At 60.5% G+C, this 24,118-nt stretch carries 26 protein-coding genes; 10 read left to right on the forward strand and 16 right to left on the reverse strand.

From position 1 onward, the window contains the following. The first annotated feature begins 47 nt into the window (after positions 1-47). From BM300_RS07335 to BM300_RS07350, 3 genes are all read left to right on the forward strand, one after another. Positions 48-422, forward strand: coding sequence for a YajD family HNH nuclease (locus BM300_RS07335; protein WP_003184246.1), 375 nt, complete (start codon positions 48-50; stop codon positions 420-422). 304 nt (positions 423-726) lie between these two features. Next, entirely contained in the window at positions 727-981 is a 255-nt protein-coding gene (locus tag BM300_RS07345; protein WP_018607538.1) for a DUF2933 domain-containing protein, read from the forward strand. A gap of 2 nt (positions 982-983) precedes the next feature. Next, positions 984-3,143 carry a copper-transporting P-type ATPase gene (locus BM300_RS07350; RefSeq protein ID WP_092462432.1) on the forward strand — a complete coding sequence of 720 codons (2,160 nt, stop codon included), beginning with the start codon at positions 984-986 and terminating at the stop codon, positions 3,141-3,143. A 77-nt stretch (positions 3,144-3,220) separates the two neighbouring features. Here the strand turns inward: BM300_RS07350 and BM300_RS07355 are convergent, their stop codons facing one another. Further along, positions 3,221-3,553 carry a DUF2790 domain-containing protein gene (locus tag BM300_RS07355; protein WP_063322500.1) on the reverse strand — a complete coding sequence of 111 codons (333 nt, stop codon included), beginning with the start codon at positions 3,551-3,553 and terminating at the stop codon, positions 3,221-3,223. A 185-nt stretch (positions 3,554-3,738) separates the two neighbouring features. On the opposite strand from BM300_RS07355, the gene BM300_RS07360 reads away from it, so the two are divergent. Both BM300_RS07360 and BM300_RS07365 read left to right on the forward strand, forming a co-directional pair. Next, positions 3,739-4,209 (forward strand): RNA methyltransferase, encoded by a 471-nt coding sequence (locus tag BM300_RS07360; protein ID WP_003198862.1) that lies wholly within the window; start codon positions 3,739-3,741, stop codon positions 4,207-4,209. A gap of 77 nt (positions 4,210-4,286) precedes the next feature. Further along, on the forward strand, positions 4,287-4,664 hold the full coding sequence (locus tag BM300_RS07365) for a YgaP family membrane protein (RefSeq protein ID WP_003198860.1): 378 nt from the start codon (positions 4,287-4,289) through the stop codon (positions 4,662-4,664). 103 nt (positions 4,665-4,767) lie between these two features. Here BM300_RS07365 and BM300_RS07370 read toward each other — a convergent pair whose 3' ends face one another. After that, positions 4,768-5,997 (reverse strand): hypothetical protein, encoded by a 1,230-nt coding sequence (locus BM300_RS07370; protein ID WP_092224869.1) that lies wholly within the window; start codon positions 5,995-5,997, stop codon positions 4,768-4,770. Between the two features lie 31 nt (positions 5,998-6,028). Beyond that, entirely contained in the window at positions 6,029-6,478 is a 450-nt protein-coding gene (locus tag BM300_RS07375; protein WP_063322504.1) for a YcgN family cysteine cluster protein, read from the reverse strand. Positions 6,479-6,638: 160 nt separating this feature from the next. On the opposite strand from BM300_RS07375, the gene BM300_RS07380 reads away from it, so the two are divergent. Continuing rightward, positions 6,639-7,232: a nitroreductase family protein gene (locus BM300_RS07380; protein WP_063322505.1), complete on the forward strand. Its 594-nt coding sequence runs from the start codon at positions 6,639-6,641 to the stop codon at positions 7,230-7,232. 235 nt (positions 7,233-7,467) lie between these two features. Here the strand turns inward: BM300_RS07380 and BM300_RS07385 are convergent, their stop codons facing one another. The 6 genes from BM300_RS07385 to BM300_RS07410 form a co-directional block, all read right to left on the reverse strand. Beyond that, positions 7,468-8,400: a D-2-hydroxyacid dehydrogenase gene (locus BM300_RS07385; protein WP_092462434.1), complete on the reverse strand. Its 933-nt coding sequence runs from the start codon at positions 8,398-8,400 to the stop codon at positions 7,468-7,470. A 126-nt stretch (positions 8,401-8,526) separates the two neighbouring features. Beyond that, positions 8,527-8,820 (reverse strand): YcgL domain-containing protein, encoded by a 294-nt coding sequence (locus BM300_RS07390; protein WP_003198853.1) that lies wholly within the window; start codon positions 8,818-8,820, stop codon positions 8,527-8,529. Further along, complete coding sequence (gene rnd / locus BM300_RS07395) at positions 8,817-9,950, reverse strand: ribonuclease D (protein WP_003198851.1); 1,134 nt, start codon at positions 9,948-9,950, stop codon at positions 8,817-8,819. The genes BM300_RS07390 and rnd overlap by 4 nt, the downstream gene beginning before the upstream one ends. 121 nt (positions 9,951-10,071) lie before the next feature. Beyond that, on the reverse strand, positions 10,072-10,713 hold the full coding sequence (locus BM300_RS07400; RefSeq protein WP_092462436.1) for a class I SAM-dependent methyltransferase: 642 nt from the start codon (positions 10,711-10,713) through the stop codon (positions 10,072-10,074). Positions 10,714-10,781: 68 nt separating this feature from the next. Then, on the reverse strand, positions 10,782-12,431 hold the full coding sequence (locus BM300_RS07405; RefSeq protein WP_092462438.1) for a phosphoethanolamine transferase: 1,650 nt from the start codon (positions 12,429-12,431) through the stop codon (positions 10,782-10,784). 343 nt (positions 12,432-12,774) lie between these two features. After that, positions 12,775-14,142 (reverse strand): glutamine synthetase family protein, encoded by a 1,368-nt coding sequence (locus tag BM300_RS07410; protein WP_170862030.1) that lies wholly within the window; start codon positions 14,140-14,142, stop codon positions 12,775-12,777. A 536-nt stretch (positions 14,143-14,678) separates the two neighbouring features. Between BM300_RS07410 and BM300_RS07415 the strand changes: the two genes are divergently transcribed. Continuing rightward, positions 14,679-15,611, forward strand: coding sequence for a LysR family transcriptional regulator (locus BM300_RS07415; RefSeq protein WP_092462440.1), 933 nt, complete (start codon positions 14,679-14,681; stop codon positions 15,609-15,611). Between the two features lie 3 nt (positions 15,612-15,614). Here the strand turns inward: BM300_RS07415 and BM300_RS07420 are convergent, their stop codons facing one another. The 6 genes from BM300_RS07420 to BM300_RS07445 all read right to left on the reverse strand — a co-directional run bounded on the left by BM300_RS07420 (position 15,615) and on the right by BM300_RS07445 (position 21,381). Further along, positions 15,615-15,980 (reverse strand): 5-carboxymethyl-2-hydroxymuconate Delta-isomerase, encoded by a 366-nt coding sequence (locus BM300_RS07420; protein ID WP_063322511.1) that lies wholly within the window; start codon positions 15,978-15,980, stop codon positions 15,615-15,617. Between the two features lie 103 nt (positions 15,981-16,083). Further along, entirely contained in the window at positions 16,084-17,007 is a 924-nt protein-coding gene (locus BM300_RS07425) for a LysR family transcriptional regulator (RefSeq protein WP_092224877.1), read from the reverse strand. A 228-nt stretch (positions 17,008-17,235) separates the two neighbouring features. Next, positions 17,236-19,323, reverse strand: coding sequence for a DUF6311 domain-containing protein (locus BM300_RS07430; RefSeq protein ID WP_092462441.1), 2,088 nt, complete (start codon positions 19,321-19,323; stop codon positions 17,236-17,238). Continuing rightward, positions 19,320-19,655 carry a GtrA family protein gene (locus BM300_RS07435; RefSeq protein ID WP_063325150.1) on the reverse strand — a complete coding sequence of 112 codons (336 nt, stop codon included), beginning with the start codon at positions 19,653-19,655 and terminating at the stop codon, positions 19,320-19,322. Before BM300_RS07435 ends, BM300_RS07430 begins: the two co-directional genes overlap by 4 nt. 44 nt (positions 19,656-19,699) lie before the next feature. After that, complete coding sequence (locus BM300_RS07440) at positions 19,700-20,410, reverse strand: class I SAM-dependent methyltransferase (RefSeq protein WP_092224881.1); 711 nt, start codon at positions 20,408-20,410, stop codon at positions 19,700-19,702. Positions 20,411-20,412: 2 nt separating this feature from the next. Beyond that, complete coding sequence (locus tag BM300_RS07445) at positions 20,413-21,381, reverse strand: glycosyltransferase family 2 protein (protein WP_063322515.1); 969 nt, start codon at positions 21,379-21,381, stop codon at positions 20,413-20,415. 301 nt (positions 21,382-21,682) lie between these two features. On the opposite strand from BM300_RS07445, the gene BM300_RS07450 reads away from it, so the two are divergent. From BM300_RS07450 to BM300_RS07460, 3 genes are all read left to right on the forward strand, one after another. Next, positions 21,683-21,874 carry a YegP family protein gene (locus BM300_RS07450; protein WP_014337049.1) on the forward strand — a complete coding sequence of 64 codons (192 nt, stop codon included), beginning with the start codon at positions 21,683-21,685 and terminating at the stop codon, positions 21,872-21,874. Positions 21,875-22,079: 205 nt separating this feature from the next. Continuing rightward, positions 22,080-22,883, forward strand: coding sequence for a helix-turn-helix transcriptional regulator (locus BM300_RS07455; protein ID WP_092224886.1), 804 nt, complete (start codon positions 22,080-22,082; stop codon positions 22,881-22,883). Between the two features lie 103 nt (positions 22,884-22,986). Next, positions 22,987-23,355 carry a cupin domain-containing protein gene (locus tag BM300_RS07460; RefSeq protein WP_092224888.1) on the forward strand — a complete coding sequence of 123 codons (369 nt, stop codon included), beginning with the start codon at positions 22,987-22,989 and terminating at the stop codon, positions 23,353-23,355. Between the two features lie 11 nt (positions 23,356-23,366). On the opposite strand, the gene BM300_RS07465 is transcribed toward BM300_RS07460, so the two are convergent. Then, entirely contained in the window at positions 23,367-24,113 is a 747-nt protein-coding gene (locus tag BM300_RS07465; RefSeq protein WP_092224890.1) for a phytanoyl-CoA dioxygenase family protein, read from the reverse strand. Positions 24,114-24,118 lie beyond the last annotated feature (5 nt).

Genomic DNA, 24,118 nt, shown 5'->3' on the forward strand with positions numbered 1-24,118 from the left:
CTAAACTCTGTCCAACCGTCATCCGTCTTGTCTACAAAGGTGAACCCATGAGTTCGTCAACGCCACCGTCCAACACCGCCAAGCTGGACCGCATCCTCGCCGATGCCCAGCGCGACCGGGAGATGGGCTACCGCGACAAAGCCCTGAAAATGTACCCCCATGTCTGTGGCCGCTGCGCCCGTGAGTTTTCCGGCAAGCGCCTGAGCGAACTGACCGTTCACCACCGCGACCACAACCACGACAACAACCCGCAGGACGGTTCCAACTGGGAACTGCTGTGCCTGTACTGCCACGACAACGAACACTCGCGCTACACCGACCAGCAATATTTCGGCGACGGCTCCCTGAGCACTCCGAAAATCGCCAAGGCGACCCACAACCCCTTCGCCGCACTGGCCGGGTTGATGAAGAAGGACGAGTAATTAGCCGTTGTGCGAGTGGGTTTATCTTGCGCTGCAAAGTGTTGCTCCACAGATCAAATCCCCTCGCCAAAAGTGGCCTGCTCGACTGTGGGGCGGCTGCCTGTGCCGCTTTCATGGTCCAGCTGACAAATCTGCAATGCCCCCGTCAGGTCGCTGACAGCTTCGCACCTTTAGCATGCCCGCTACTTCCCTCATTTGCAGGTCAAGTAAGCCAAGGTTGATGAATATCAATCTGCCAAAGCCCTCCCTGCCTATTCTGTGGTTATCGATGGCGGTGGCTCGCCCGGCCTGAAGGAGCGACACCATGAACACTCATCAACCCCCTGCGGGTGCTACGCCATTCTGGCGGGGCAAGACCGGCATTGTATTGATCATGTTGTTGGCCATCGGCCTCTTCTATCTGGCGCGAGAACACTTCAGCCACATCGCGGCGAATTGGCCGTACCTGATTCTCCTGATATGTCCCTTGATGCATATCTTCGGACACGGCCACGGCCATGGCGGTCATGGACGACATGGCCAACCACCCGTCAACCGCAGGGATCAGGAAGGCCCCTAGCCATGCCAGACGTTCCAGCGCACCTTCACCACAGTGCTCCAGCGCCCAGCGGCGACATGGCGACTGAATACACCTGCCCCATGCACCCGGAAATACGCCAACCCGGCCCCGGCACCTGCCCCAAGTGTGGCATGACGCTGGAGCCGGTGATGCCCGCGCTGGAAGAAGAGGACAATCCAGAACTCAAGGACTTCACGCGCCGCTTCTGGTGGTCACTGCCGTTGACGGTGATCGTCACGGTGCTCGCCATGGCGGGGCACGCTTTGTCGCTGTTTCACGGTGCAACGCAAAATCTCATCGAGTTTTTCCTGGCGACACCCGTGGTCCTGTGGGCAGGCTGGCCGTTTTTTGTACGGGCAGTGGCCTCTGTTCGCCAGCGTAGCCCGAACATGTGGACCCTGATTGGCCTGGGCACCGCGGCGGCCTATCTCTACAGTGTCGCCGCCACGTTTTGGCCGGGAGGATTCCCCACCACATTCGTGCAAGAGGGGCGTATCGGCGTCTACTTTGAAGCCGCCGCAGTGATCATCTCCCTTACCTTGCTGGGGCAGATGCTGGAGTTCAAGGCACGCTCGCAGACGTCGGCCGCCATCAAGTCGCTGCTGGGGCTGTCCCCCAAAACCGCGCGCCGGATCAATGCCGATGGCCAGGAACAAGACATTCCCCTGGCCCACGTCCATCAGGGTGACCACCTGCGGATCAGGCCCGGTGAAAAGGTCCCGGTCGATGGTACGGTACTCGAAGGAGAAAGCGCCGTTGACGAGTCGATGCTCACCGGCGAGCCGGTTCCGGTGATCAAACGCGCCGGGGACAACCTGATCGGCGCCACGATCAACTCCCACGGTAGCTTGGTGATGACGGCGCAGAAGGTCGGCGCCGAGACCGTCCTGGCGCAAATTGTCCAGATGGTCGCCCGGGCCCAGCGCTCGAAAGCGCCTATGCAGCGCATGGCCGACGTGATCGCTGGCTATTTCGTCATGGGCGTGATTGCCATCGCCGTACTGACCTTTTTCGGCTGGGGGCTGTTAGGCCCCGAACCTGGCTGGGTCTTCGGGCTGATCAACGCCGTCGCCGTGCTGATCATCGCCTGCCCCTGCGCGCTGGGACTCGCAACCCCCATGTCGATCATGGTGTCCACCGGCAAGGCTGCCAGCCTGGGCGTGCTTTTCCGGGACGCCAGCGCCATCGAGAACTTATGCAGGATCGACACGCTGATCGTCGATAAGACCGGCACCCTGACCGAAGGGCGCCCGGCCTTTCACAGCGTGAAAGCCACCCAGGGCTTCGACGACCGCCAGGTGCTGCTGTTGGCCGCCAGCCTCGACCAGGGCAGCGAACATCCCCTGGCCCACGCCATCGTCGATCACGCACGAGCCGAGCATCTTGAACTGATCAAGCCGGCTTCATTTGAATCCGGCAGCGGCATCGGTGTCAGTGGCCGGGTGGACGGCAAACAGATCCACTTGGGCAATACCGCCCTGATGAACGCCGCCAGCATCAGCGTCAGCCCACTGCAACAGCAGGCCGAGCAGCTACGCGCGCAAGGCATCAGCATTATCTACATGGCGGTCGACGGAGTACTGGCCGGGCTGCTGGGCGTCTCGGACCCGATCAAGCCAACCTCCAGGGAAGCGGTCAGCAGGCTCAAGGCTCACGACATCACAATCATCATGGCCACCGGCGACGGCCTCACCACGGCACGCGCCGTGGCCAGGGAGATGGGCATTGAAGAGGTCCATGGCGAAGTCAAACCCGAGGACAAGGAACGTCTGGTGGCGGACCTGCAGCGCGATGGCCGCCAGGTCGCGATGGCGGGTGACGGAATAAACGATGCGCCCGCCCTGGCTCGGGCGAACGTAGGCATTGCCATGGGTACAGGCACGGACGTGGCGATGAACAGCGCCCAGCTGACCTTGGTAAAAGGCGATTTGATGGGGATCTTGCGGGCCCGCACCCTTTCGGTGGCAACCGTTAGAAACATGCGCCAGAACCTCGGCTTTGCCTTCCTCTATAACTCGATGGGTATTCCGTTGGCGGCCGGCCTGCTGTACCCCCTGACCGGTCACCTGCTCTCGCCCATGATTGCCGCCATCGCCATGAGCGTGAGTTCGGCATCGGTGGTGTTCAATGCCTTGAGGTTGCGTAACACGCCAGCACAATAATCCGGCGCCCATAAAAAACAGGCGCCACCAGGGCGCCTGACCGTCTCAAAACCAAAGGAGAACAAACGAGACGGTAATCAGCCGCCATTCGGACAGTTATCACCCAGGAGCCTATATTCCAGGGTATTGAGCTTGCCGTTCGAGTCTTCGTAGGTCATGCGCGACGGTCCGACACCACAGCCTTTATTGGCCGGTGTAATGCTCACCACTTTTTTAACATCGAGTTTCATGCCGTATTCGTAATGAACGATTTCGGCGATGGCTTTGCCGTTTTCGACGGCGTATTGCGCCATGGCTTGTTGATTGTTCTGGATCATCTGGCCATAAACCCGGTCACCTCCGCCTTCCGCCAAGGCAAGGGAAGAAAGGGACAGGATCGAAACGGCGAGCAAGGCATCAAGGGTTTTCATGAGGAACTCCGGCAGTCATTTGTCAGGCAAACCATAACGACTGGTGCCTGTCACAACGCTGGCGGGGACGTTACCGATTGGTCAGGTTCGTGAACAGGTAACCGACCATCACCCCCCACTCACAAACTGAACACGCAGCCCCATTCCCCGTATAATCGCGCCTTTTCCCCAAAGGCACCCCGCCCGTGGCCAACAAACGCTATAGCTGCATCGGTCTGTTCAACCCCAAGTCACCGGAAAACGTCGGTTCGGTCATGCGTGCCGCCGGCTGCTACGGCGTGGCGTCGGTGTTCTACACCGGCAAGCGCTATGAGCGAGCCGCCGACTTCGTCACCGACACCAAGAAAGTCCACTACGACATTCCGCTGATCGGTATCGACGACCTGAAGAAAATCCTGCCCCTGGGCTGTGTGCCGGTGGCCGTGGAACTGGTGGAAGGCGCTCGCCCACTGCCCGAATACACTCACCCGGACCGAGCGCTGTACATTTTTGGCCCGGAAGACGGCTCGCTGGACAAGGACATTCGCGATTGGTGTGAGGATGTGGTGTACATCCCCACCACCGGCTGCATGAACCTGGCCGCCACCGTCAACGTCGTGCTGTATGACCGCATGGCCAAAGGCAACAACACCCGTTCGGGGCCGCAATTCCGCTGATCGGTGCAACATTCGATTGAACAAGGCAATCGCTCGGGCAGTCAGCTTTATACCAATCCCCATACTGGAGACAGATCATGAGCGATAACAATCCGTTCGAGCCGATTGAGACCACCCCTTTCCAATCCCATCCGCCACAAAACGTGCATGGTTGGGAACGCATTGGCTCGCTGGCCGGCGGTGTGCTGATGATGGGCAAGGGCTTGCGCCGTGGCGGTGTGCTCGGCCTGGCTCAACTGGCGATCGGCGGCATGGCGCTGGCGCGGGGGATCACCGGGCATTGCTCGGCCAAGGCCTTGTTGGAAAAGAACCGGCAGAACCTCAGCAACGCCCGCGCTCGCATCGAACAGGCCGGTGATGAGCTGAGCCGCCTGAAGGCCAATGCCGAGGCGGCAACTGGCACGGCTACGGTGACGGGGAATGATTCGTTGGATTCGCCGAAGGTTGGACTCTGATTTTTGCAGCGCCGCTGATGGCCCCTTCGCGAGCAAGCTCGCTCCCACATGTTTTGTGAACGCCGAAAACCCAATGTGGGAGAGCTTGCTCGCGATGGCGGTGTCACTGAAGTAACCGGGTATCCAGCACAGTAGAGGCCCCACCCAGAACGCTCTCACTGAGCTGCACAAACTCTTTGGTATCGACCGTTTCCAACCGCATCGCCGCCTGCAACACATCATCCAGCGAACGTTTGTTACGGGTTTTCAGGCGAATCTCGCGGTCCAGTTCCTGCAACAGCAACACCGCCTGGGCCACCGCCGCCGAGCTGATCTGTTCGCCGCGCAAGGTGGTGATGCCCTTGCTGTCGCGGGCGAGCCGGTCGTTCAAGGTCTGATAGCGCTCATCACTCAGGCCGCCGGCGCGGCGCAGCAGTTCGATGGCGTAGTACTCGGTCAGCCCTTCGCTGATCCAATCGCTGCGATCATGATCGTTGACCCGGGCGAGCGCCTGCACCAACTCCCGCAGCAATGGGCTACTGCCCCGCTCGCTGACCAGCGGCGGACGGCTGTGCAGGTAGATCGAGTCATGACCGGCCTGGGCGCCACGCCACAACGGATCGCCGGCGCCGACAATCAGCAACTTGGCCGGATGGCGCGGCACCAGTGCTTGTACCTGCGGCCAGACGAATGTCAGCAGCGTCAGCACATCCATCCGGCGCATGCCTTGGCCCTGGGGCGAGGCGACCGTCACCTCAGTTTCGCCCAGGCGGGTGCGGCGGCTACCCAGTTTGCCGGCGAGCATCCAGCCCGTAGGGCGGTCGAACAGGCGCGAGGGGTTGTCGATGCGAAAGCGTTGCTTGCCGATGCGCGGCCAGGGCGTCTCGATGCTTTTCCAGCCATTGGGCAATTCAACTTCAAGACGGGCCACCAGTTCTACGCCGTCCTGCTGGTCGAGCCTGGCCGATGGCACCAGGTCGTCGCCGCGCAGCAACGCCCACGTCGGGGTCATGCGGGTTTCGAAGGTGGCGTTCTTGCGCGCATGGCTGATGCGCACGCGGTAGCTCAGGCTGGCCTTGTCCGCTGCCGGCCGCCAGACACCTCGCGCCTCTTTGCCGGGAGTGAGTTGCCATTGGCCGTCGGCCTTGAAATCGCTGTAGCGACTGCCGTCGCCGAGGTCGAAATCCAGGCTACGCACCGCCGCCCCCCGGGCCAGGGTCAGACGCACCTCGGCCTGATCGCTCAGGGGCAACAGGTGCACGTGATAATCCAGATCGACTTTCTGCGCCGCCCACAGCGGCCCGCACATCGCCAGCAGCCCGGCGGCCAGCATCCGTTTCAATCCTGCAGCCATGGGTTCTCCCTGGGGCGCGCCGCCCGACGGCTCAGCCGGCGCGGAAAATCAGATGATCTTCCCAATCGTCTTCCGGCACGCTGCCTTCGGCCAGCATACGCCCGGACTGGGAAATGCGTTCGTGGTGCACCGCATCGCGATCACCGCAGACCAGGTGGTGCCACAACGGCAAGTCCTTGCCCTCGCTAACCAGCCGATAACCGCAGGTCGGCGGCAGCCATTTGAATTCATCGGCCTTGCCCGGCGTGAGCTGGATGCAATCGGGGACAAAGTCGCGGCGGTTGGGATAGTCGGAGCACTGGCAGGTTTTCAGGTCCAGCAGTTTGCAGGCGATGCGCGTGTAGTAAACGCTGTTGTCGTCTTCGTCTTCGAGTTTTTGCAGGCAGCACAGGCCACAGCCGTCGCACAGCGATTCCCATTCCTGCAGATCGAGCTGATCGAGGGTTTTGCGTTTCCAGAACGGTTCGACTTTGGCGGCCATGGCTCAAGCATCAACATCAGGTGGTGAAAAGGCCGACAGTCTAGTGCCCGGGCCTCTTCAGGCCAAGCATTGGCGACTGTCGGTAGGCCGGGACTTGTCAGCCCGGGCGGCGGGACGTAGGTTGTTTCATTGACTTTCCAAACCCCAGCCAGGTAAGCCCATGAGTGCCAATCCCCGCATTGCCGATTACGCGATTCACCCTCAATTCATCGAGCGCTGGTCGCCCCGTGCCTTTACCGGCGAGACCATTGCCGAAGAAACCCTGCTGGGCTTCTTCGAAGCTGCACGCTGGGCGCCGTCGGCGTACAACTCCCAGCCATGGCGCTTCCTGTATGCGCGCCGCGACACGCCGAATTGGGAGCGTTTCCTGGGCCTGCTCAATGAATTCAACCGCAGCTGGGCCCAACACGCCTCGGCACTGGTGATCATTGTTTCGAAAACCACCTTCGCCGTTCCCGGAGCCACCGAAGAAACCCCTGCACAGTCCCACACCTTCGATACGGGTGCGGCCTGGGGCCACCTGGCGCTGCAAGCCAGCCTCAGCGGCTGGCACACCCATGGCATGGCCGGTTTCGACCAGGCGTTGACCCGCAAGGAACTGAAGATCCCGGAAGGCTACGCCCTGCACGCCGCCGTGGCGATTGGCAAGCTGGGGGACAAATCGACACTGGCCGAATACCTCCAGGCCCGCGAAACCCCAAGCCCGCGCCGGCCGTTGAGCGAACTGGTGGCTGAGGGCGACTTCACCCTGTAACCCTGCCCCTTCATGTGAACAAACCATTCACATAAGAACGGCACTTCCCGTGGCGAGGGAGCTTGCTCCCGTTGGGCTGCGCAGCAGCCCTGAATCAGCCGGCTCGGACAATCTGATGCACCGCGTGCTTAGGTTTTGGGGCTGCTTCGCAGCCCAGCGGGAGCAAGCTCCCTCGCCACAGGGTTGGGTTCACACAAACCTTAAGTGAACGGCGTAACCCGGAGCGGGAAGAAAGTCAGTAACCCCGGCTGAAATCCACTTCCCCGCGTAGCGCCTCACCGGCCTGATAGGCCCGCAGGTTTTCCAGGAACAACTGCACCATCATCGGCGGCGAGGTCGGTGCCGAGCTGTGGCCGGTCAGCAGCAGGCCCCAGGCGGTCCAGAAGGGGTGGCGCTGTGGCAATGGCTCCTGACGGCAGACGTCGATCACCGCACCGGCCAGGTGCCCGTCCTTCAGGGCTTGCACCAGGTCCGCATCCACCACCGCCACGCCACGGCCGACGTTGATGAACAACCCGGTCGGCTTGAATTGCTTGAATAGCGCCGCGTCGTACACATCATGGGTATCGGGTGTGTTGGGCAGCAAATTGATCACGTAATCCGCCTCACCCACCAAGCGCGGCAGATCCTTCAGCGCCCCGACTTCGATGAACGGCGCCAACGCTCGCGCTTCACTGGCCACACCGTACAGTTGCACACCAAACGGCACGAGGAACTGCGCCACACGCTGACCGATATCACCGGTCCCGACGATCAACACCTTGCGCCCGGCCAGGCTTTGCCCCTGGCGGTTGTCCCACTTGCGCTCGACCTGGCTGACCAGCCGTGCCAGCACCTCACGCTCGTGGCCGAGCATGTAGGTCAGCACGTATTCGGCCATCACCTGGCCGAAAATGCCCACCGCACGGGTCAGGCGGTAGTTGCGCGTCAAGCCTTCGGCCAACAACGGCGTGATACCCGCCCAGGTCGATTGCAGCCAGTTGGGTCTATGGCCCTGACGCAACAGGGTGGCCAGCAGATCAGGCTGGCCGAGCCAGACCGGGCAATCGGTGGCCAGTCGCGACAATTCGGCGGAGTCGCCGCTGGTCAGGACTTCAATATCGGGTGCCGCCTGACGCAGAAGCTGGGCGTACACCGGGTGGTCGTGTTCGGCAATCAGAACGCGCATGAATCAAACCTTTCAAAAACAGTGCAGACAACCGCCGATAGAGTGTCGCTCCATCCATACGATCGTCGTCAATAAACCCTTCCAGTGTTTTTCCAGAGGCACCCAGAACAGGTGCCTCAGAGACCGTCAGACCGGGTCGTTGCGGCGCAACAACTCTTCGGGCAAATGCTCGATGTACTCATCTTCGGCCGGCGGCATTTGCAAGTGATAGCCCTGGGTGTCGAGGTTTTCCAGCACTTTGTTGATGTCCTCCCGTGACAGCGCCCGCTCGGGGCTCAGGACCAGGTCGAAGGCATGGATCGCCTTGCCAAAGGCGGCCATCAACGGCTCAGGCACGCGCTCCAAGGCATCGCTCTTGAGCACATACAGGTACATCTCGTTTTTCTTCGAGCTTCGATAGATGGAGCAGATACGTTTCAAGGCTGTTCTCCGGCAGTGGCCAGGCTGTCGAGCAGCGCCTGGCCCATCAATTCGCGGCGCCAGCCACGCAGCGAATCGGGCAATTGGTAAGGGCCCTCGGGGAAGCCGCTCTTGATCAGCGCTTCGAGGGTTTTCTTGCGCAGCATCAGCTCCGGGGCGATTTCCAGGCGCTCGGCTTCAGCCTGCCCCAGCGCCCGCAGACGCTTGACCAGGGCCGAGGCCTCGATGGGCAGTGGCTCGGCCACGGCCGGCGGCCATTGCTCGGGCGGCACGCTGGCGGCGCGCTGGATCAGGTCCAGCAGAAACTGGCCGTCCTGGCGCACGGTGCGCGGGTGCATGTCTTCGATCTTCGCCAACGCGCCAAGGTTATCCGGCTGGGTACGGGCCAGGGGCCACAGCGAATGCTCGCGAATGATGCGATTGCGCGGCAGGTCACGGGCCCGCGCCTCGCGTTCGCGCCAGGCGCACAGCTCGCGCAGCACGGCCAATTGGGCGCGGGACAGTTTCCAGGCGAGCTTGGCCTCGCGGTAGACCTCGTACGGGTCGACCTCGCGACGCAGGTTGGCCACCAGTTCGGCGCCGTCTTCCAGGACCCAACGGTATTTTTCGTCGGAAAGCTTCGGGCGCAGCAGTACGAAAACTTCTGCCAGGTGCACGGCATCCTCTGCCGCGTAGCTGATCTGCGTCTCGGACAGGGGCCGTTGCAGCCAGTCGGAACGGGTCTCGCCCTTGGGCAACTCGATACCCAGCACTTCCTGCACCAGCCGCGAATAGCCCATGGAGAAACCCAGGTTCAGGTAGGCGGCGGCCAATTGCGTATCGAACAGCGGCGCAGGCAGGCTGCCGGTCAGGCGCAGCAGCACTTCAAGGTCTTCGCTGCAGGCGTGCAACACCTTGAGCACCGCCGGGTTTTCCAGTAGTGCGGCCAAGGGTTGCCAATTGTCGATGGTCAAGGGGTCGATCAGGTAGGCACGCTTGCCGTCGCCGATCTGCAATAAACCGGCAATAGGGTAAAAAGTGTCGACCCGCATGAATTCGGTGTCGAGGGCGACGAATGGCAACTGCTGCCACTCGGCGCAAAACTGACCGAGGCTATCGTTGTCGCGAATCCAGTGAATATCGATGGCCACACGGCTCTCCCTTGAAGAATGGCGCGCAGTATATATCGCCGCCGGCGATTGCGAGCATCCATAGAGCAGCCGCCTGAGAGAAATCGCCTGCGAAAAAGCAAGAATAGTCCTACATCAAGACTTAACCGGTCTTACGCAACACATAAACACGCGTCAGGGCAAAACCGGGCAGGAAATCCTGGTACCAAAGCACGCTGAAACCGGCCTGGCGGAACTCGGCTTCCACATCTGCCTTGTCGGCCAGGCTCCGTCGCGGCGCCTGGCCGATCTTGAGGCGGCCTTCGATTTGCACCGAAACGATCACCGTGTCGCGACTGACCCGATGAAATTCGCGCAACAGCGCCAGGCGATGCTCGCTGGCGCTGACGTGGCGAAACAGTTGCAGACAGAGAATACAATCCACCGCGTTGGCCGACAGCCCGAGCGTGAACGCTGAACTCGGGAAGGTCTTGACCCGTTGGAGCAACGCGCCGCCATGGTGAGTGAGCGCATGTTCGAGCATGTCCGGCGACGGGTCCGCCGCCAGGATCACCCGGTTGGCGTGCTCGGCCAGCACCGGCCAGAATCGTCCCGCGCCACAGGCCACATCCAGCACCAACCCGGGCTCGCCCGCCACCTTCAGGGCATTGCGTACCATGTGCTCGTCGCGCCAGAACGCCAGGCGCAATCGTCGAGGCGTCGGCCCACAGCAGACCTGAGCATGCTCCTGGTCATGCTGCCTGGCGAACTCAAGCTCGACGGTGGATGGGGGTAGCCCGGACATACGAACGGCTCTTGGAAAAGATTGAATGACAGGTTAACCAACACTGCGTGAAAAAAAGGTCCAGGCCATCACTCTCGTGCCAGGACACCGTCAATCACCGCGCCGCGACAGCTGGCGAACAGGTCCAGGTCCCGGTTGTAGACCTGGCTGTTGACTTCCAGCAGCCCGAGCATCGAATGAAACAGGTTGTCCTGGCTTAAGGGCTTTTGCCGACTCAGTTGCAGGCAATGGGTGTCGACCGAGAAAGATTTCTGATAGCTGTCGGAAAACCAGGCAAGCATTGCCACGTGTTTCTGTTGCTCCGGGGCGAGCATGTAGGGCGTGCCATGGAGAAACAGGTTGTATTCGCCCAGGGACTCGCCATGATCCGACAGGTACAGCATGGCCGTGTCGACCTTGTCCTGGTTGGCCCGCAACAGATCGATCAGGGTCGAGAGCACATGATCGGTGTACACCAGCGTGTTGTCGTAGCCGTTGACGATGCTCTCGCGGCTGCAATTGTTCAGCGCGTTGCTTTCGCATACCGGGGTGAAATGCTCGTATTCCTTGGGATAGCGCTTGAAGTATTCCGGCCCGTGGCTGCCCATCTGGTGCAGTACCAGCACCGTGTCCTTGTCGAGTGTGTCGATGAAATGCTGCAAACCCTGGAGCAGGATTTCATCACGGCACTCACTGTTGGCGCACAGGGCCGGGTCCTTGAGATTGCTGACGTCCTGCAGCGTGACCCGATCACAGGTGCCCTTGCAGCCGGATTGGTTGTCCCGCCAGATCACCTCCAGCCCGGCGTGCTTGAGCACGTCCAGCAAACCCTCTTCATTCTTGGCCTTGCTGGCGTCATAGTTCTTGCGCCCCATGTTGGAAAACATACAGGGCACAGACACGGCGGTTTCCGTGCCGCAGGAATGCACATCGGTAAAGGCGATCAGGCCGGCCTCTTTGTCCAGTGTCGGTGTGGTATCGCGGTCATAGCCGAGGATGCCGAAGTTCTCGGCCCGGGCACTCTCGCCCACCACCAGTACGGTCAGGGATTTGCGGCCGTGGGTTTGCCAGGCCGGGTTGCGGCTCGCGTCCTCGCCCAGGGTGATGAACGGCTGCTTGGCCGACGCGACCTGCTCACGCAAATAGCCGAGCGACGCACCGATGTAGTTGCTCGGCACGACCATCAAACGCAACTCGTGGTGGTTGCGAAACAACGAAGACAAACCTTGGTAGTTGGCCAGGGCGACCATGCCGATTACCGCGGCCGACGCCACGCCGACCAGCAACTTACTTAATAACTCTTTGGGCCAGCGACGATAGCTGATCGGGGTCTTGAATAACAACCAGCAAGGCAACACCCCCAATAACCCGAGGTAGATAAACAACTTCAGCGACAACAGATCACGAACTTCCGTGGCATTGGTTTCAGCAAAGTTGCGCAACATGCCCGCATCGATCAATACACCGTATTGGGCCATGAAATATGCCACACCAGCACTGATCAGGAACAATAGCATCAGCACGGGCTTGAGCAGCGGACGGAAGGCCACGAGCGTCAACACCAGGTTGAACGCGCAGAAAATCATCAGGCCAAACGCCACGCACATCAGCAGGCCACGAGCGTCAGCCGTGGTGATCGCCAGCAAGTGTTGCCAGAGAACGAGGTTGAAACCCACTAACAAAAAGGCACTGGCGGCCAGTGTCACCCACTCGGGGCGCACCGCTTTAATGGTCAGCATGATGGTTGACGATTTCCTGAAAGTTGCTCTTTTAAAAATAAGTGCCGCAGGAAAATGTGAAAACTTCATTTCCTACGGCAGCACAAACTTTAGGTAGCCCACCATCAATTTTTCGTGAAAAAGTTGCTATTAAATAATTATTTAAGCGGCAAGCTCGACCCAGCTTGCAGTGCTAAAGAAAAGTGATGCGTGGTGAGGGAGCTTGCTCCCGCGGGGCTGCGTAGCAGCCCCTTTTTGTGAGTGCTTCGCACTCAAGCGGGAGCAAGCTCCCTCGCCACGTTTTTTCGACTGCCCTAAGTGAGCAGTCTTTCTTTGCCAATCAGCTTGCAGCTTGAAGCTATTCTTAAGCCTGATTCAGATACCAGCGCCAGTCCTGCTCCCCGACTTCCGCCATGAATTGACGGTATTCGGCGCGCTTGACCGCCAGATAAACGCCAAGAAACTCATCGCCAAACGCTTCCCGCGCCCAGGCCGATGCCTCAAGGGCACGCAGGGTGGTGAGCCAGTCGGTGGGCAGCAACTCGGCCGCCTGGGCGTAGCCGTTGCCTTCGACAGGTTTCCCGGGATCGCACTGTTCACGTAGGCCGCGATGAATGCCGGCCAATATCGCCGCCGCAGCCAGGTAAGGGTTGGCATCGGCACCGCAGATACGATGCTCGATGTGCCTCGACAACGCCGGGCCGCCCGGCACCCTCAGGCTCACGGTGCGATTGTCCACGCCCCAGGTCGCCGCCAGCGGTGCGTAGCTGTTGCTTTGGAATCGCCGGTAGGAGTTGGCGTTCGGGCAAAACATCAACAGCGAATCGAGCAAGGTGTCGAGCATCCCACCCACCGCATGGCGCAACAGCGGCGTGCCGTCGGCGGCTTCACTGGCAAACAGATTGTGGCCATCGCGGTCCGCCAGGCTGACATGCATGTGCATGCCGGAGCCCGCCAAGTGATCGAACGGCTTGGCCATGAAGCAGGCCTGCATGCCGTGCTTGTGGGCCACGCCCTTGACCAGTCGCTTGTAGCGCACCGCTTCATCCATGGCTTGCAAGGCATCGCTGCGGTGTTCAAGGGTGATCTCCACTTGTCCCGGTGCGTATTCGGAAATGGCGGTCCGGGCCGCAATGCCTTGCAGCTTGCACGCAGCGTACAGGTCGGCCAGGAACGGCTCGATCTGCTCCAGCTCGCGCAAACCGTAGACCTGGGTGGCACGCGGTCGGCCACCGTCGGCGTCCCGCGCTGGCTGTGGCCGGCCTTGGCTGTCGCGTTGCGCGTCCAGCAGATAAAACTCCAGCTCCGCCGCCATCACCGGGTAATAGCCGTCGGCCTGTAAAGCCTCGATCACCTGGCTGAGCAGATAACGCGGATCGGCGATGGTCGCCGGCATGCCCTCCTGGGGATGCATGCTGACCTGCACGGCGGCCGTAGGAATCAATCGCCAGGGCATACGTTGCAAGCTGCCGCTGAGGGGGTAGGCACGGCAATCGATGTCGCCGACGTCCCACACCAGTCCGGAATTTTCCACATCATCGCCATTGACGGTGAGCCCGAGAATCGTACTGGGCAGTGGCCGGCCACTTTCGAAAACCGCCAGCAACTCGTCCCGATGCAACAACTTGCCCCGGGGCACGCCGTTGTTGTCGAGGATGAACAGCTCGAACAGTTCGATATCAGGGTTCTGCGCAAGGAACGCCTCGGCGTGTTGCACGGGAGCGAAAGAAATCTTGGCAAGGCTCATGAGAAGGCTCGTATTTCCATGTCGGACGGGCGACAAGGCACCGTCAGTCTGTGCTCGCCATTGAGCGAGCACTGCGAATGATCAACAGGTCATACGAGTATCTGGAGGACGGGCGTGACGGCAATGCCAGAGCGCCCAAAAGGCCAGCTCGGAGGGCAACGCACTGAGGGTTGGGGCCATGGCAGGCGTGAACCGGCCGACCGGATCGACCGCGGCAGATGAAGGGTATTGGAATGCCAGGGGCCAACCGTTCATGAGCGCATCACAGGAAACACATCGGACAAGCGTCCCACGCTACCCTGGGAGGTTAAACCTGGATTTGATGGAGCTTGGATCGCAGCCAACTAAACATAGGCAAACCAAACAGTCGTTGATCGACACGTCGTGTTCCCTACATTATCTGTCCCGTTCCCGACCATGAAAGCGCCTGCCTGGCATTCTCTTGGCACGATCGTTCCGTTAGGATCATCGGCCTGGTTTGCGCAAAATCCGCGCAAGGAGCACAGCGAGAGACAGAACGGATGCTGAACAGTAACTCCCTCAGAAAGCTCGACATGCAAGACCTCATGGTGTTTAGCGCCGTGTACGAGCAAAGCAGTGTCACCGGCGTGTCCGAGGCATTGTGCGTCAGTCAGTCAACCGTCAGTTATTGCCTCAAGAAACTGCGAACCTGTTTCGAAGACGAGCTATTCATCAACACCCGCACCGGCATGCGCCCCACCTATAAGGCCGAGGGCATGTACGAGCATGTGCGCGCCATTTTGCAAAGCATCAACCTGTGCCATGCCGGTACACCCACCTTCGATCCGACCCGGCAAGCCATTACCTTCAATATTTGCGCACCGGAATATTTCGAACAGTTGATCCTGCCGCAACTGCTGCAAGGCTTCGATTACGCCAATCTGCCGGTGGCGGTGAACGTGCACAAGCTCGAAGCCGACATCCCCGCCGAAGAGTTGCGCGACGGCAGCCTGGACCTGGTGATCTGCTTCGGCCCGAACTTCCACAGCAACCATGCCGATTTCAAATCCCGGCAGTTGCTGGAGGAGGACCTGGTTTGTGTCGTGGATAAACGGGCGACGCCACTTGAACCGCAACTGAGCCTTCAGTCTTTCGTACGGCGCCGACACGTGTTTCCGACGCCCTGGTCGTCAGCGACCAACATGGTGGACGGCTGGCTGTCGCAGCAGGCACAACAACGCCAGATTGCCGCCCGCGCCAACAGCTACAGTGCCGCACTGAAGATGATCACCGGCACCGACTTCATCCTGACCCTGCCCCGCCGTATCCAGAAATTGCTGGCCAACGAGGCAATCTTCAATCATCACGAAGCGCCCCAGGGCCTGCCGGGGTTCACCCTGAACATGCAGTGGAGCCTGGCCGTCGATCAGGACAGTGCCAACGCCTGGCTGCGCGAACAGATCATCAAGGCCTGCTCCGCCCGCGACACCTGAACGTCATTGACCGATCAAGGCCTTGGCATACGGGCCTCGATCGATGTCGAGGATTTCCACGCACAGTTGTACGCTAACGTCGGCCGGCCATGGCCCCAGTTCCTGGATCACGGCCAGCAGGCTATCGGCCAGTTGCTTCTTGATTTCCGTCGAGCGACCGCTTAGCAAGGCCAGCTTCACATGCACGAAACCTCGCTCGCCCAGCCCCGTGCCCACCCGGAACGTCTCGAGCTTCACGGCCCGGCTCTTGATGTCCAGCTCGGCCGCGAATTGACCAGAAGCCACCAGCGCATTGTTCAGGCGCAGCAATGCAACATCGGCCTTCAGCTCGGGCAGGTTGGCGGTGTACTCCATGTGCAGGTGAGGCATGTGTTCGACTCCGATTCGAAAATATGACAAGGGGATTTCAGCCGTCACAACCTTACCCCGACTTTAAACGTTGGGGCAGTTTTTGTTTCGCTGCGGGCCGGTGTCAGGGTTGTACCGAGCGCCCACGCTCGCCCATGAAGGCCTCCAACCGTGACCGCAACCAGCGCTCGGCCGGGTCACTGTCGACATGGCTCAGCCAGACCATGGACAAATCCAGGGTCGGGGTCTTGAAAGGAAAGGGTTCGTTGAACAATTGCCCCGAAGCCGCCATGGCGGCGGCGGTATAGTCCGGCAAGCTGGCGATCAGGTCAGTGCCGGCCAGCAATGCCGGCAATGCGCTGTATTGCGGCACCGACAGCACGACCTGGCGTGTGCGTCCGATCTCGGCCAGCCATTCATCGACAAACCCGGCGACGTTCGCGGTATGGGACACCAGCACATGAGGTCGCGCGCAATACTCGTCCAGGGTCAGCGGCGTGTCCGACGCATCGGCGCGCAACACGCGGGGCTGGATGTGTCGCAACAATTTGCGCTTGGCGTTGGCCGGCAGGCCGCGAGTCTGGCTGATGCCCACGGTGATATCGCCCGATGCCAGCAAATCGGGGATGCGCCAGTAATCGACGTGCTGGACCACGAACACGATTTTCGGCGCCTCTTGCCGCAGGCTGCTCAACAGGGGCGGCAAGAGACCGAACTCGACGTCGTCCGACAGGCCGATGCGAAACGTCATGGTGCTGCTGGTGGGGTCGAAATCGTGGGTCAGGCTCAAGGCCACCGACAGCGAATCGAGCGCCGGAGACAGATGCCGAATGATTTCTTCAGCCCGGGCCGTCGGCTCCATGCGGTGACCGACGCGAATGAACAACGGGTCGTTGAACATTTTGCGCAAACGATTGAGGGCCGAGCTGATGGTCGGTTGGCCCAGGAACAGTTTTTCCGCCACCCGTGTCACGTTACGCTCAAGCATCAGCGTTTCGAAAACCACCATCAGGTTGATGTCGGCCTTGCGCAATTCGTTGCGGTTCATCCACTGCCCTCCATCCCTTGATTGGCTGCAGTGTAGAAACGCCAGGGGTTGTGCGTCTATGCGCAAAAAGGTTAAGCGCCTGCGCAATACCGTCGAAGAAATTGGGAGCGGCACCCTGCTTTTGTGGCGAGGGAGCTTGCTCCCGCTGGGCTGCGAAGCGGCCCCAAGATTTTGCGGTTGCTGCGCAACCGAGCGGGAGCAAGCTCCCTCGCCACAATGAAAAAAGCCCTACCTCACGATCAGCGATTTCAGCCCCAGCGCCATGACTCGCTCATCACCTCCCAGCCCCAGCGCCTTGGGGCTGATGGCATCGGGTAAATGAAAATGCACGCGCAACGACCCATCCGTGCCCATCGTTTCACGAATAGCCGGTGTCAGGGGCAGTTCAAGGGTGTTGTCTTGCAGGCGCGTGAACTGCGTCGAAAACGCCGCCACACCGTTGATCGAGACGTCCACTCGCTGGCGCGTATGCAGGGGGCGCTGCACGAACGCCGCCGCGTCTATCGAGAGGACGCGCGCTTCTGGCGCAATGCGCAAGACAATCTCAGCCTCGGTCCCTTCCGACCAGGTGCCCCAATCCTCGACGCGTCCCCAGCCACTGGCCAACATCGGGTTGATTCGGCTGAACACCTGGCGCTCGCCGATCTTCACCTGCACGTCCAGCGTCTCGTCGGCAAACGATGGGCATTGGGCACATGACTTCCAACCCGGCGCCAGCACCACGAGGCCATCGATACGGGTCAACAGGTCGGTCTGGCGATTGACGGTCTTCGCCGCCTGGAGCGCGGCGCCAGGGTCGAGGATGTACAGCGAATCCGCTGCATACTCGCCGCTGGCAAGCATCTGCGCGGCGCGTCGCTGGGCTTGTTCGATCTCCCGGGTGCCCATGCGCCCCAGGTACACGCCATCGGTTTCCAATCCATGCTTCAGGGCGTATTGGCTAGTCAGCAGCCAGTTGTCCGGCTGGTTCTGCGGCAGCAGCGTCCGGACTTTCGAATAGTGGCTGGCCGCACTGGCCCAGAATGGATCATTCATGGAGGTGGACCAACTGGAGGCGGCCGGCATCATCCGGCTCTGGCGCAGGCCTGCCCATCCAGCGCGGGTATCCAGGACTTGCACCAGCAGGGCGATGGCCAACAGACACGCCGCCGCCCGTGGTTTGTTGCCGCGGATCACCAGGAAAATGACGGCAAATACGATGGCGTAGAACACCGGCCAGAACATCCGGCCAGACGCGCGAAAGACATTCGCCAGCTTCTCCAGGCTTCCGGGCAGCCAGTAATGCACATCCAGCACGCCGATACCGAGGGTGTTGGTCAGCGAAAACAGCGTCAACCCGAACAGCGCCCACAGCAACAACCCTCTGTGGCGCACGGCACTCACCAGACCGGTATTGCCTTGCAGCAGTGCCGCAGCGGCACAGATCGCCAGGATCAGGACTCCCAGTCCCAGGTAATTGAACCCTTCATAGTCCCCGGGCCCCTCGGGCAGGTCCCGCACGATGTAGGACCAGCCACTGGGGTCGACCAGCGACAGTACATTCAAGCGGTACAGGCCATAACCACCCGATACGGTCCCGCCACCCACACTGAAATAACCGGCCTGCCAGCAACAGAACGCAACCAGCAAAAACAAACCGCTCAGCTCGATCAAGGCATCGCGTCGGGACAAGCGACCCTTGATGGCCTGGTTGGCGAGGTCGGCCAGCCAGATCAACGCCACCATGGCCAACAGGTAGGCATGCACCAACGCTGTCGCGGCCAACAACACGCCCCAGTCCAGCCGTCGCTTCTGCAAACCAGGACGCAGCGCCAGGTACAAGGCCGCCAGAATCAGGAAATGCCCGGACAACGACAGATGCCCGCCCATGCGCAGAAACATCGGCGGCGAAAACACAAACAACCCGGCGCCCAACAGCCTGATCCACAGTGACGGCGTCAGCAGGCCGAGCAGTTTCCAGGCGAACCAGGCTTGCAGGATGAAACAGGCCAGCAACCACAGGCCAAAATACTGGAACGTCTCGGGCAGCCAGCCGCTGAAGGGCTTGAACAGGAACGCCAGCAACGGATTGGAATCGGAAAAAATGATGCCGTTGCCCAACTCCAAACCATAGGAAGGGTTCATGCCCAACGGAAAGGTCCAGGGTGAACTGCGGAAAAACGCCCAGCCCAAGTAATGGGTTGTCGTATCGCCCTCCCCCAGCCAGGCGATGTTCGTGGGGTCCAATACCCGTGGCCCGATCACCAGCAGGAATGCCAGCGCGCCCAACAGGATGGGCAACAAGCAGCCCCAGTAACGCTCACCACGAACGGTCATCGATACGTCCAGAAATTATGCAGGATGAAGGTGAACACCGGGATGATCAGCGCCACGGCTGCGATGCCCGCCAGGTAATCCAGGCCGACGCGCTGGGCGCCCCAGGCCACCAGCATCGCCAGCCCGAACCCGCCGATCGATACCACCACGAAACGACCAAGGGTACGGCCATGCAAGCGACTGGAAAAGCTCCATAGGGTGTTGACCAGGTACGACACCACGGTCGCCACGACAAAGGCGAAACCATTGGCCAGTGGCGGGTTTGCCAGGATCAGGTGCACAAACAGCACGGCAGCCACCACATGGACTACGGTGACAACCAAGCCCGTCATGGCAAAGCGCAAGGCACGGCGCAGCAACGGCGAGTGCGTCCAGGTCACAGCTTCTGCGCCAGGCAGAACACCGTCAGGCCGACCATACGATTGGCGCCCATGAACGGACGCTCCAGGCTGCACAGTGACCTCAACACGCCATTGACCAGCGGATGATGACGCGCAAGCTGCGACTTGGCCGGGGCGCCGGACGCCTTGCGCTGCAACAGGCGCAGGGCGGCGGCAATGGGAAATACCAGGCCGAAGTAATACGCACCTTGCTGGACCTGCAAACCCGCCTGCGCCACGACACTTTCCAGCTGTTTGAGGGTGTAGCGGCGCTTATGCTCGAGAAAATCATCATGCCCGCTCCAGAGAAACTGGAACGCCGGCACGGTGATCAGGAAACGGCTGCCCGACGGCACTTTGTCGACGTAGGCCTTGAGCAGCCCCACGTCATCATCCACATGCTCCAACACGTCCATCAGCAACACCAGGTCAGCGTCCAGCGTGTCGATGGCACGGCGATAGCGGACCGGTTTACCGGCGGTACTGGCGTCGGAGTCGGCCGGATAACTGATGTCCACGCACCAGGCCTGGGCCGTTGCGGTATGGGTCAGCAGGTGATGGGAAAAAAAGCCCGACCCGGCCCCCACGTCCAGCAGCGTACTGGCCGAGGTGCCCTTGAGCATGTGCAGCATGGCGCGCGCTTTCGACCGGTAGTACCAATGCTGCTCGATATCGGGACCGAGGATATCGGTTTCCTTGAGGTCCATGGTCAGTCCTTGGCGTCATAGAGGCGCCGCACCAGGAAAATCGGTCGGCGCTTGGATTCGATGTAGGTGCGGCCCAGGTACTCACCCAGTACGCCGATGCCGATCAGTTGCAACCCACCCAGGAACGTGACTGCCACCATCAGCGAAGCATAGCCCGGCAGGTCCACCCCCGAAATAAGGGTTCGCAGTACGATGAAGATGGCGAACGCAAAAGACACCAGCGAGACGCAAAGCCCCAGGTACGTCCAGATACGCAGCGGTTCGGTGCTGAAGCTGGTGATGCCTTCAAGAGCAAAATTCCACAGGCGCCAGCCATTGAACTTGCTTTCACCGGCGGCCCGTTCAGGCCTGACGTAATCCACGTAGGTGGTGCGGAATCCTACCCAGGCAAACAGCCCTTTCATGAAGCGGCGAGATTCAGGCAGGGTTTGCAGGGCATCGACCACGCAGCGATCCATCAAGCGAAAATCGCCGACATTCTCCGGCAGCTTGTGGTCGGCGATTTTATTGTGCAGCCGGTAGAACCCGTTGGCGGAAACCTGCTTGGCCCAGGAGTCGGAGTCGCGGTTGATCCGATGGCCTAGCACCACTTCGGCACCGTTGCGCCAGTGGGCAATCATTTCCAGGATGACTTCGGGAGGGTCTTGCAAATCGACATCGATCGGCACCACCGCCTGGCCACGAGCGGCTTGCAGGCCGGCACTCAACGCCGCCTCCTTGCCGAAGTTGCGACTCAGGTCGACGACTCGGATGCGCGGATCGGTCTTCTGCCGTTCCAGCAGCAGCACCAATGTGTCGTCCACGCTGCCGTCGTTGACGAACACCAGCTCCAGGCTCACCAGCGACTCATGGGCAAAGACCTGGTCGATCCTGGCCATGAACACATCGATGGACTGGACTTCGTTGTAGACCGGAATGACAAGCGAAAGCGCTAGACGACCTTGCAGATCCGTTCCTGGATATTCAGTCACTTGATAGCTCTTTTTCTTATAGTGTTTTCAGTCCCATCGGCTTGCGGCCCTAGGCGTCGAAACGTATTAAGCAGGACCGAGCAGGGCAACGCAAGGATCAAACCGGAACTTCATCTGACTGATTGTTCGCAACATGACTTTTTCCCTGCATAAAGTCGAACCCTCTTTCCAGGCTCATGCCCAGCAATATTTAATAACCAATGGAAACGAATTTCCCGTAGCCAAAACCCGCCACTTGGCTAGGCTGGCAGCCACATGTCCAACGCATGTCTTGACTGAATGAATCGCAGGGAGCGAACCGATGTATTTTGAAATCTATCGACAGACCCGAGGCACCCCGAGCACTGGAAAAGGCCAATGGCGCTGGCGCTTGAGAGCCGGCAACCACGAAACGATCGCCAGCGGCGAATCCTATGTGAACAAGAGTGACTGCCTTCACGTCATCGGGCTGATCAAGAATGTCCAGGGCGAAACGCCTGTGAAGGAGATCTGAGCCGAATCATTGTGGCGAGGGAGCTGGCTCCCGCTGGGCTGCGAAGCGGCCCTATGATTTTGCGGTTGCTGCGCAACCGAGCGGGAGCAAGCTCCCTCGCCACGGGTTCAATCGCCTCAAGTGAGCTGTTTGCAGCCTGAGCTTTTTTTGCTGTAACGAAGGTTTTCAGGCAGGTAGGGTATGCGGACAAAAGGAGGCTGGTGCAATGACTCGATCAAACCATAATCGCGACTGGCTGGTGCGGGCGCCCGAATCGAGGAAAATGGAACGCATCGAGGCCTATTTCAGCGGGCATGGCTACACCACCCATCGCCACGACACCTACGCCATCGGAATCACACTTTCCGGCGTGCAGAGCTTCAACTATCGCCACAGCAAGCGCCACAGCCAGCCTGGCGGCACCATCGTCCTGCATCCGGACGAGGCGCACGATGGCGAAGCCGGGACGAACGAGGGTTTTCGCTACCGGATGTTCTACATAGAACCGTCGGTGATCCAGCAAGTGCTGGGGGGCAAGCCATTGCCCTTCATCGAAGGAGGATTGTCCAACGACCCTCGCCTCAACATCGCGACCCGTCGACTATTGAACGGCCTGGATCATCCCCTCGATCCGCTGGAGGAAGAGGACGCCATCTACGATGTGGCCCAGGCACTCGACATCGCAGCCGGCAGCCGACGTGGGCGGCTGATCGACTACCCCGCGGCAGAGCGTGCCCGCCTGTTCATCCATGATGCCCTCCAGCAGACGATCACACTGGACGACCTGGTGCAGGCCAGCGGCCGGGATCGATGGAGCCTGTCCCGGGATTTCCGGGCACTGTATGGCACCAGTCCCTATCGCTACATCACCCAGCGCCGCTTGAACGAAGCCCGGCGCCTGGTATTCCATGGCATGCCGCTGAGCGAAGTAGCCCTGGCCTGTGGTTTTTTCGATCAGAGCCACATGACCCGACTGCACACCCAGGCCTTCGGTATTTCACCGGCACGCTGGCTGAAAATGCTGCGCTGAAGGCACAGGCTGGGCACGACAAAAAGCTGCACGATCATCCAATACGACACCCAGGCCCCGACAGTAAGGTACAGCTCACCACCCACCTGAGGAGCATGCCTCGATGACCCACTACGCCCCCATCAACTTCGCTCAGAAATACGCACTGTTCCACGAACAATGGGCACCGAAAGTCGTGGCCGAAATGAATGACTACCAATTCAAGATCGCCCGGCTCGAAGGCGAATTCATCTGGCACACCCACGCCGACACCGATGAAACCTTCATCGTGCTGGAGGGCCAGTTGCGTATCGATTTTCGCGACGGTGCGGTGACCATAGGGCCAGGCGAAATGTACGTGGTCAAAAAAGGTGTCGAGCACAAGCCCAGCGCCGCGCACGAAGTGAAACTGCTGCTGATCGAACCACGTGGTGTCCTCAATACCGGCGAACAGACCAATGAGCGAACGGCAGTCAATGATGTGTGGATCTGACTGAGCCAGGCTCAATCGTATTCAGCTTCCTGGTGATCGCCCAACAACCGCCGCTGACGAGGTGTCGCGGCGACCAAGACCACAGGATTGAACTGCCAATGCAGATAAGGTGAGAACTTCTGCGCGACCATCCGCCGACCATAGTGCACCTGAAGCATGTAACGCGTGCGGTCGGCGGTCCGGTTATCGCTACCGGCGTGCCATAACTCACTGCGCAGTATCAGCACATCGCCCGCCCGGCACAGCACGGGCTGCGCGGGGCGCCCTTGCCACTGCGTTTCGCCCTTCACGGGTGCCCGGCCGGCTTTGTGGCTGCCCGGAATGACCTGGGTCGGGCTCAAGTCGGCGTCGATGTCATCCAGGTAAAACTGCGCGGTAAAAACCTGCATCGGCAGTTCAAAGGCAGGGTCGGCCAACAGCCCTGGCGGCAATTGCATCGCCAGATAATCCAGGTGCAACGGTGCCCCGGTAAAACCGGGATGGCAGCGCCAGGCCGTTTGGCCGATGACATGGCAATCATCGCCCAGGGCTGCCTCGGCCAGCTCGATCACCCCGGCCACATCCAGGAACGGTAGCCAGAACGGATCGCGATTGAACACACATTTGTAATGATCGATGACACCGCTGTAGTCCCAATGCTGGGGCTTCAATTGGTCGATGGCATGGCGCAGGTCGGCGATCTGTCGGGCATCCAACACGCCGGGCATCAGGACAAAACCGTCCTGATGCAGCGCACGGAGCTGATCGTCAGTGGACACGACAC

The sequence above is a fragment of the Pseudomonas sp. NFACC46-3 genome, assembly GCF_900114515.1.
Taxonomy (GTDB): domain Bacteria; phylum Pseudomonadota; class Gammaproteobacteria; order Pseudomonadales; family Pseudomonadaceae; genus Aquipseudomonas; species Aquipseudomonas fluorescens_Q.

Coding starts and splice junctions, on each gene's coding strand:
- BM300_RS07335 (WP_003184246.1), top strand. CDS start 48: ATGAGTTCGTCAACGCCACCGTCCAACACCGCCAAGCTGGACCGCATC.
- BM300_RS07345 (WP_018607538.1), top strand. CDS start 727: ATGAACACTCATCAACCCCCTGCGGGTGCTACGCCATTCTGGCGGGGC.
- BM300_RS07350 (WP_092462432.1), top strand. CDS start 984: ATGCCAGACGTTCCAGCGCACCTTCACCACAGTGCTCCAGCGCCCAGC.
- BM300_RS07355 (WP_063322500.1), bottom strand. CDS start 3,553: ATGAAAACCCTTGATGCCTTGCTCGCCGTTTCGATCCTGTCCCTTTCT.
- BM300_RS07365 (WP_003198860.1), top strand. CDS start 4,287: ATGAGCGATAACAATCCGTTCGAGCCGATTGAGACCACCCCTTTCCAA.
- BM300_RS07370 (WP_092224869.1), bottom strand. CDS start 5,997: ATGGCTGCAGGATTGAAACGGATGCTGGCCGCCGGGCTGCTGGCGATG.
- BM300_RS07375 (WP_063322504.1), bottom strand. CDS start 6,478: ATGGCCGCCAAAGTCGAACCGTTCTGGAAACGCAAAACCCTCGATCAG.
- BM300_RS07380 (WP_063322505.1), top strand. CDS start 6,639: ATGAGTGCCAATCCCCGCATTGCCGATTACGCGATTCACCCTCAATTC.
- BM300_RS07385 (WP_092462434.1), bottom strand. CDS start 8,400: ATGCGCGTTCTGATTGCCGAACACGACCACCCGGTGTACGCCCAGCTT.
- BM300_RS07400 (WP_092462436.1), bottom strand. CDS start 10,713: ATGTCCGGGCTACCCCCATCCACCGTCGAGCTTGAGTTCGCCAGGCAG.
- BM300_RS07405 (WP_092462438.1), bottom strand. CDS start 12,431: ATGCTGACCATTAAAGCGGTGCGCCCCGAGTGGGTGACACTGGCCGCC.
- BM300_RS07415 (WP_092462440.1), top strand. CDS start 14,679: ATGCTGAACAGTAACTCCCTCAGAAAGCTCGACATGCAAGACCTCATG.
- BM300_RS07420 (WP_063322511.1), bottom strand. CDS start 15,980: ATGCCTCACCTGCACATGGAGTACACCGCCAACCTGCCCGAGCTGAAG.
- BM300_RS07425 (WP_092224877.1), bottom strand. CDS start 17,007: ATGAACCGCAACGAATTGCGCAAGGCCGACATCAACCTGATGGTGGTT.
- BM300_RS07430 (WP_092462441.1), bottom strand. CDS start 19,323: ATGACCGTTCGTGGTGAGCGTTACTGGGGCTGCTTGTTGCCCATCCTG.
- BM300_RS07435 (WP_063325150.1), bottom strand. CDS start 19,655: ATGACGGGCTTGGTTGTCACCGTAGTCCATGTGGTGGCTGCCGTGCTG.
- BM300_RS07440 (WP_092224881.1), bottom strand. CDS start 20,410: ATGGACCTCAAGGAAACCGATATCCTCGGTCCCGATATCGAGCAGCAT.
- BM300_RS07450 (WP_014337049.1), top strand. CDS start 21,683: ATGTATTTTGAAATCTATCGACAGACCCGAGGCACCCCGAGCACTGGA.
- BM300_RS07455 (WP_092224886.1), top strand. CDS start 22,080: ATGACTCGATCAAACCATAATCGCGACTGGCTGGTGCGGGCGCCCGAA.
- BM300_RS07460 (WP_092224888.1), top strand. CDS start 22,987: ATGACCCACTACGCCCCCATCAACTTCGCTCAGAAATACGCACTGTTC.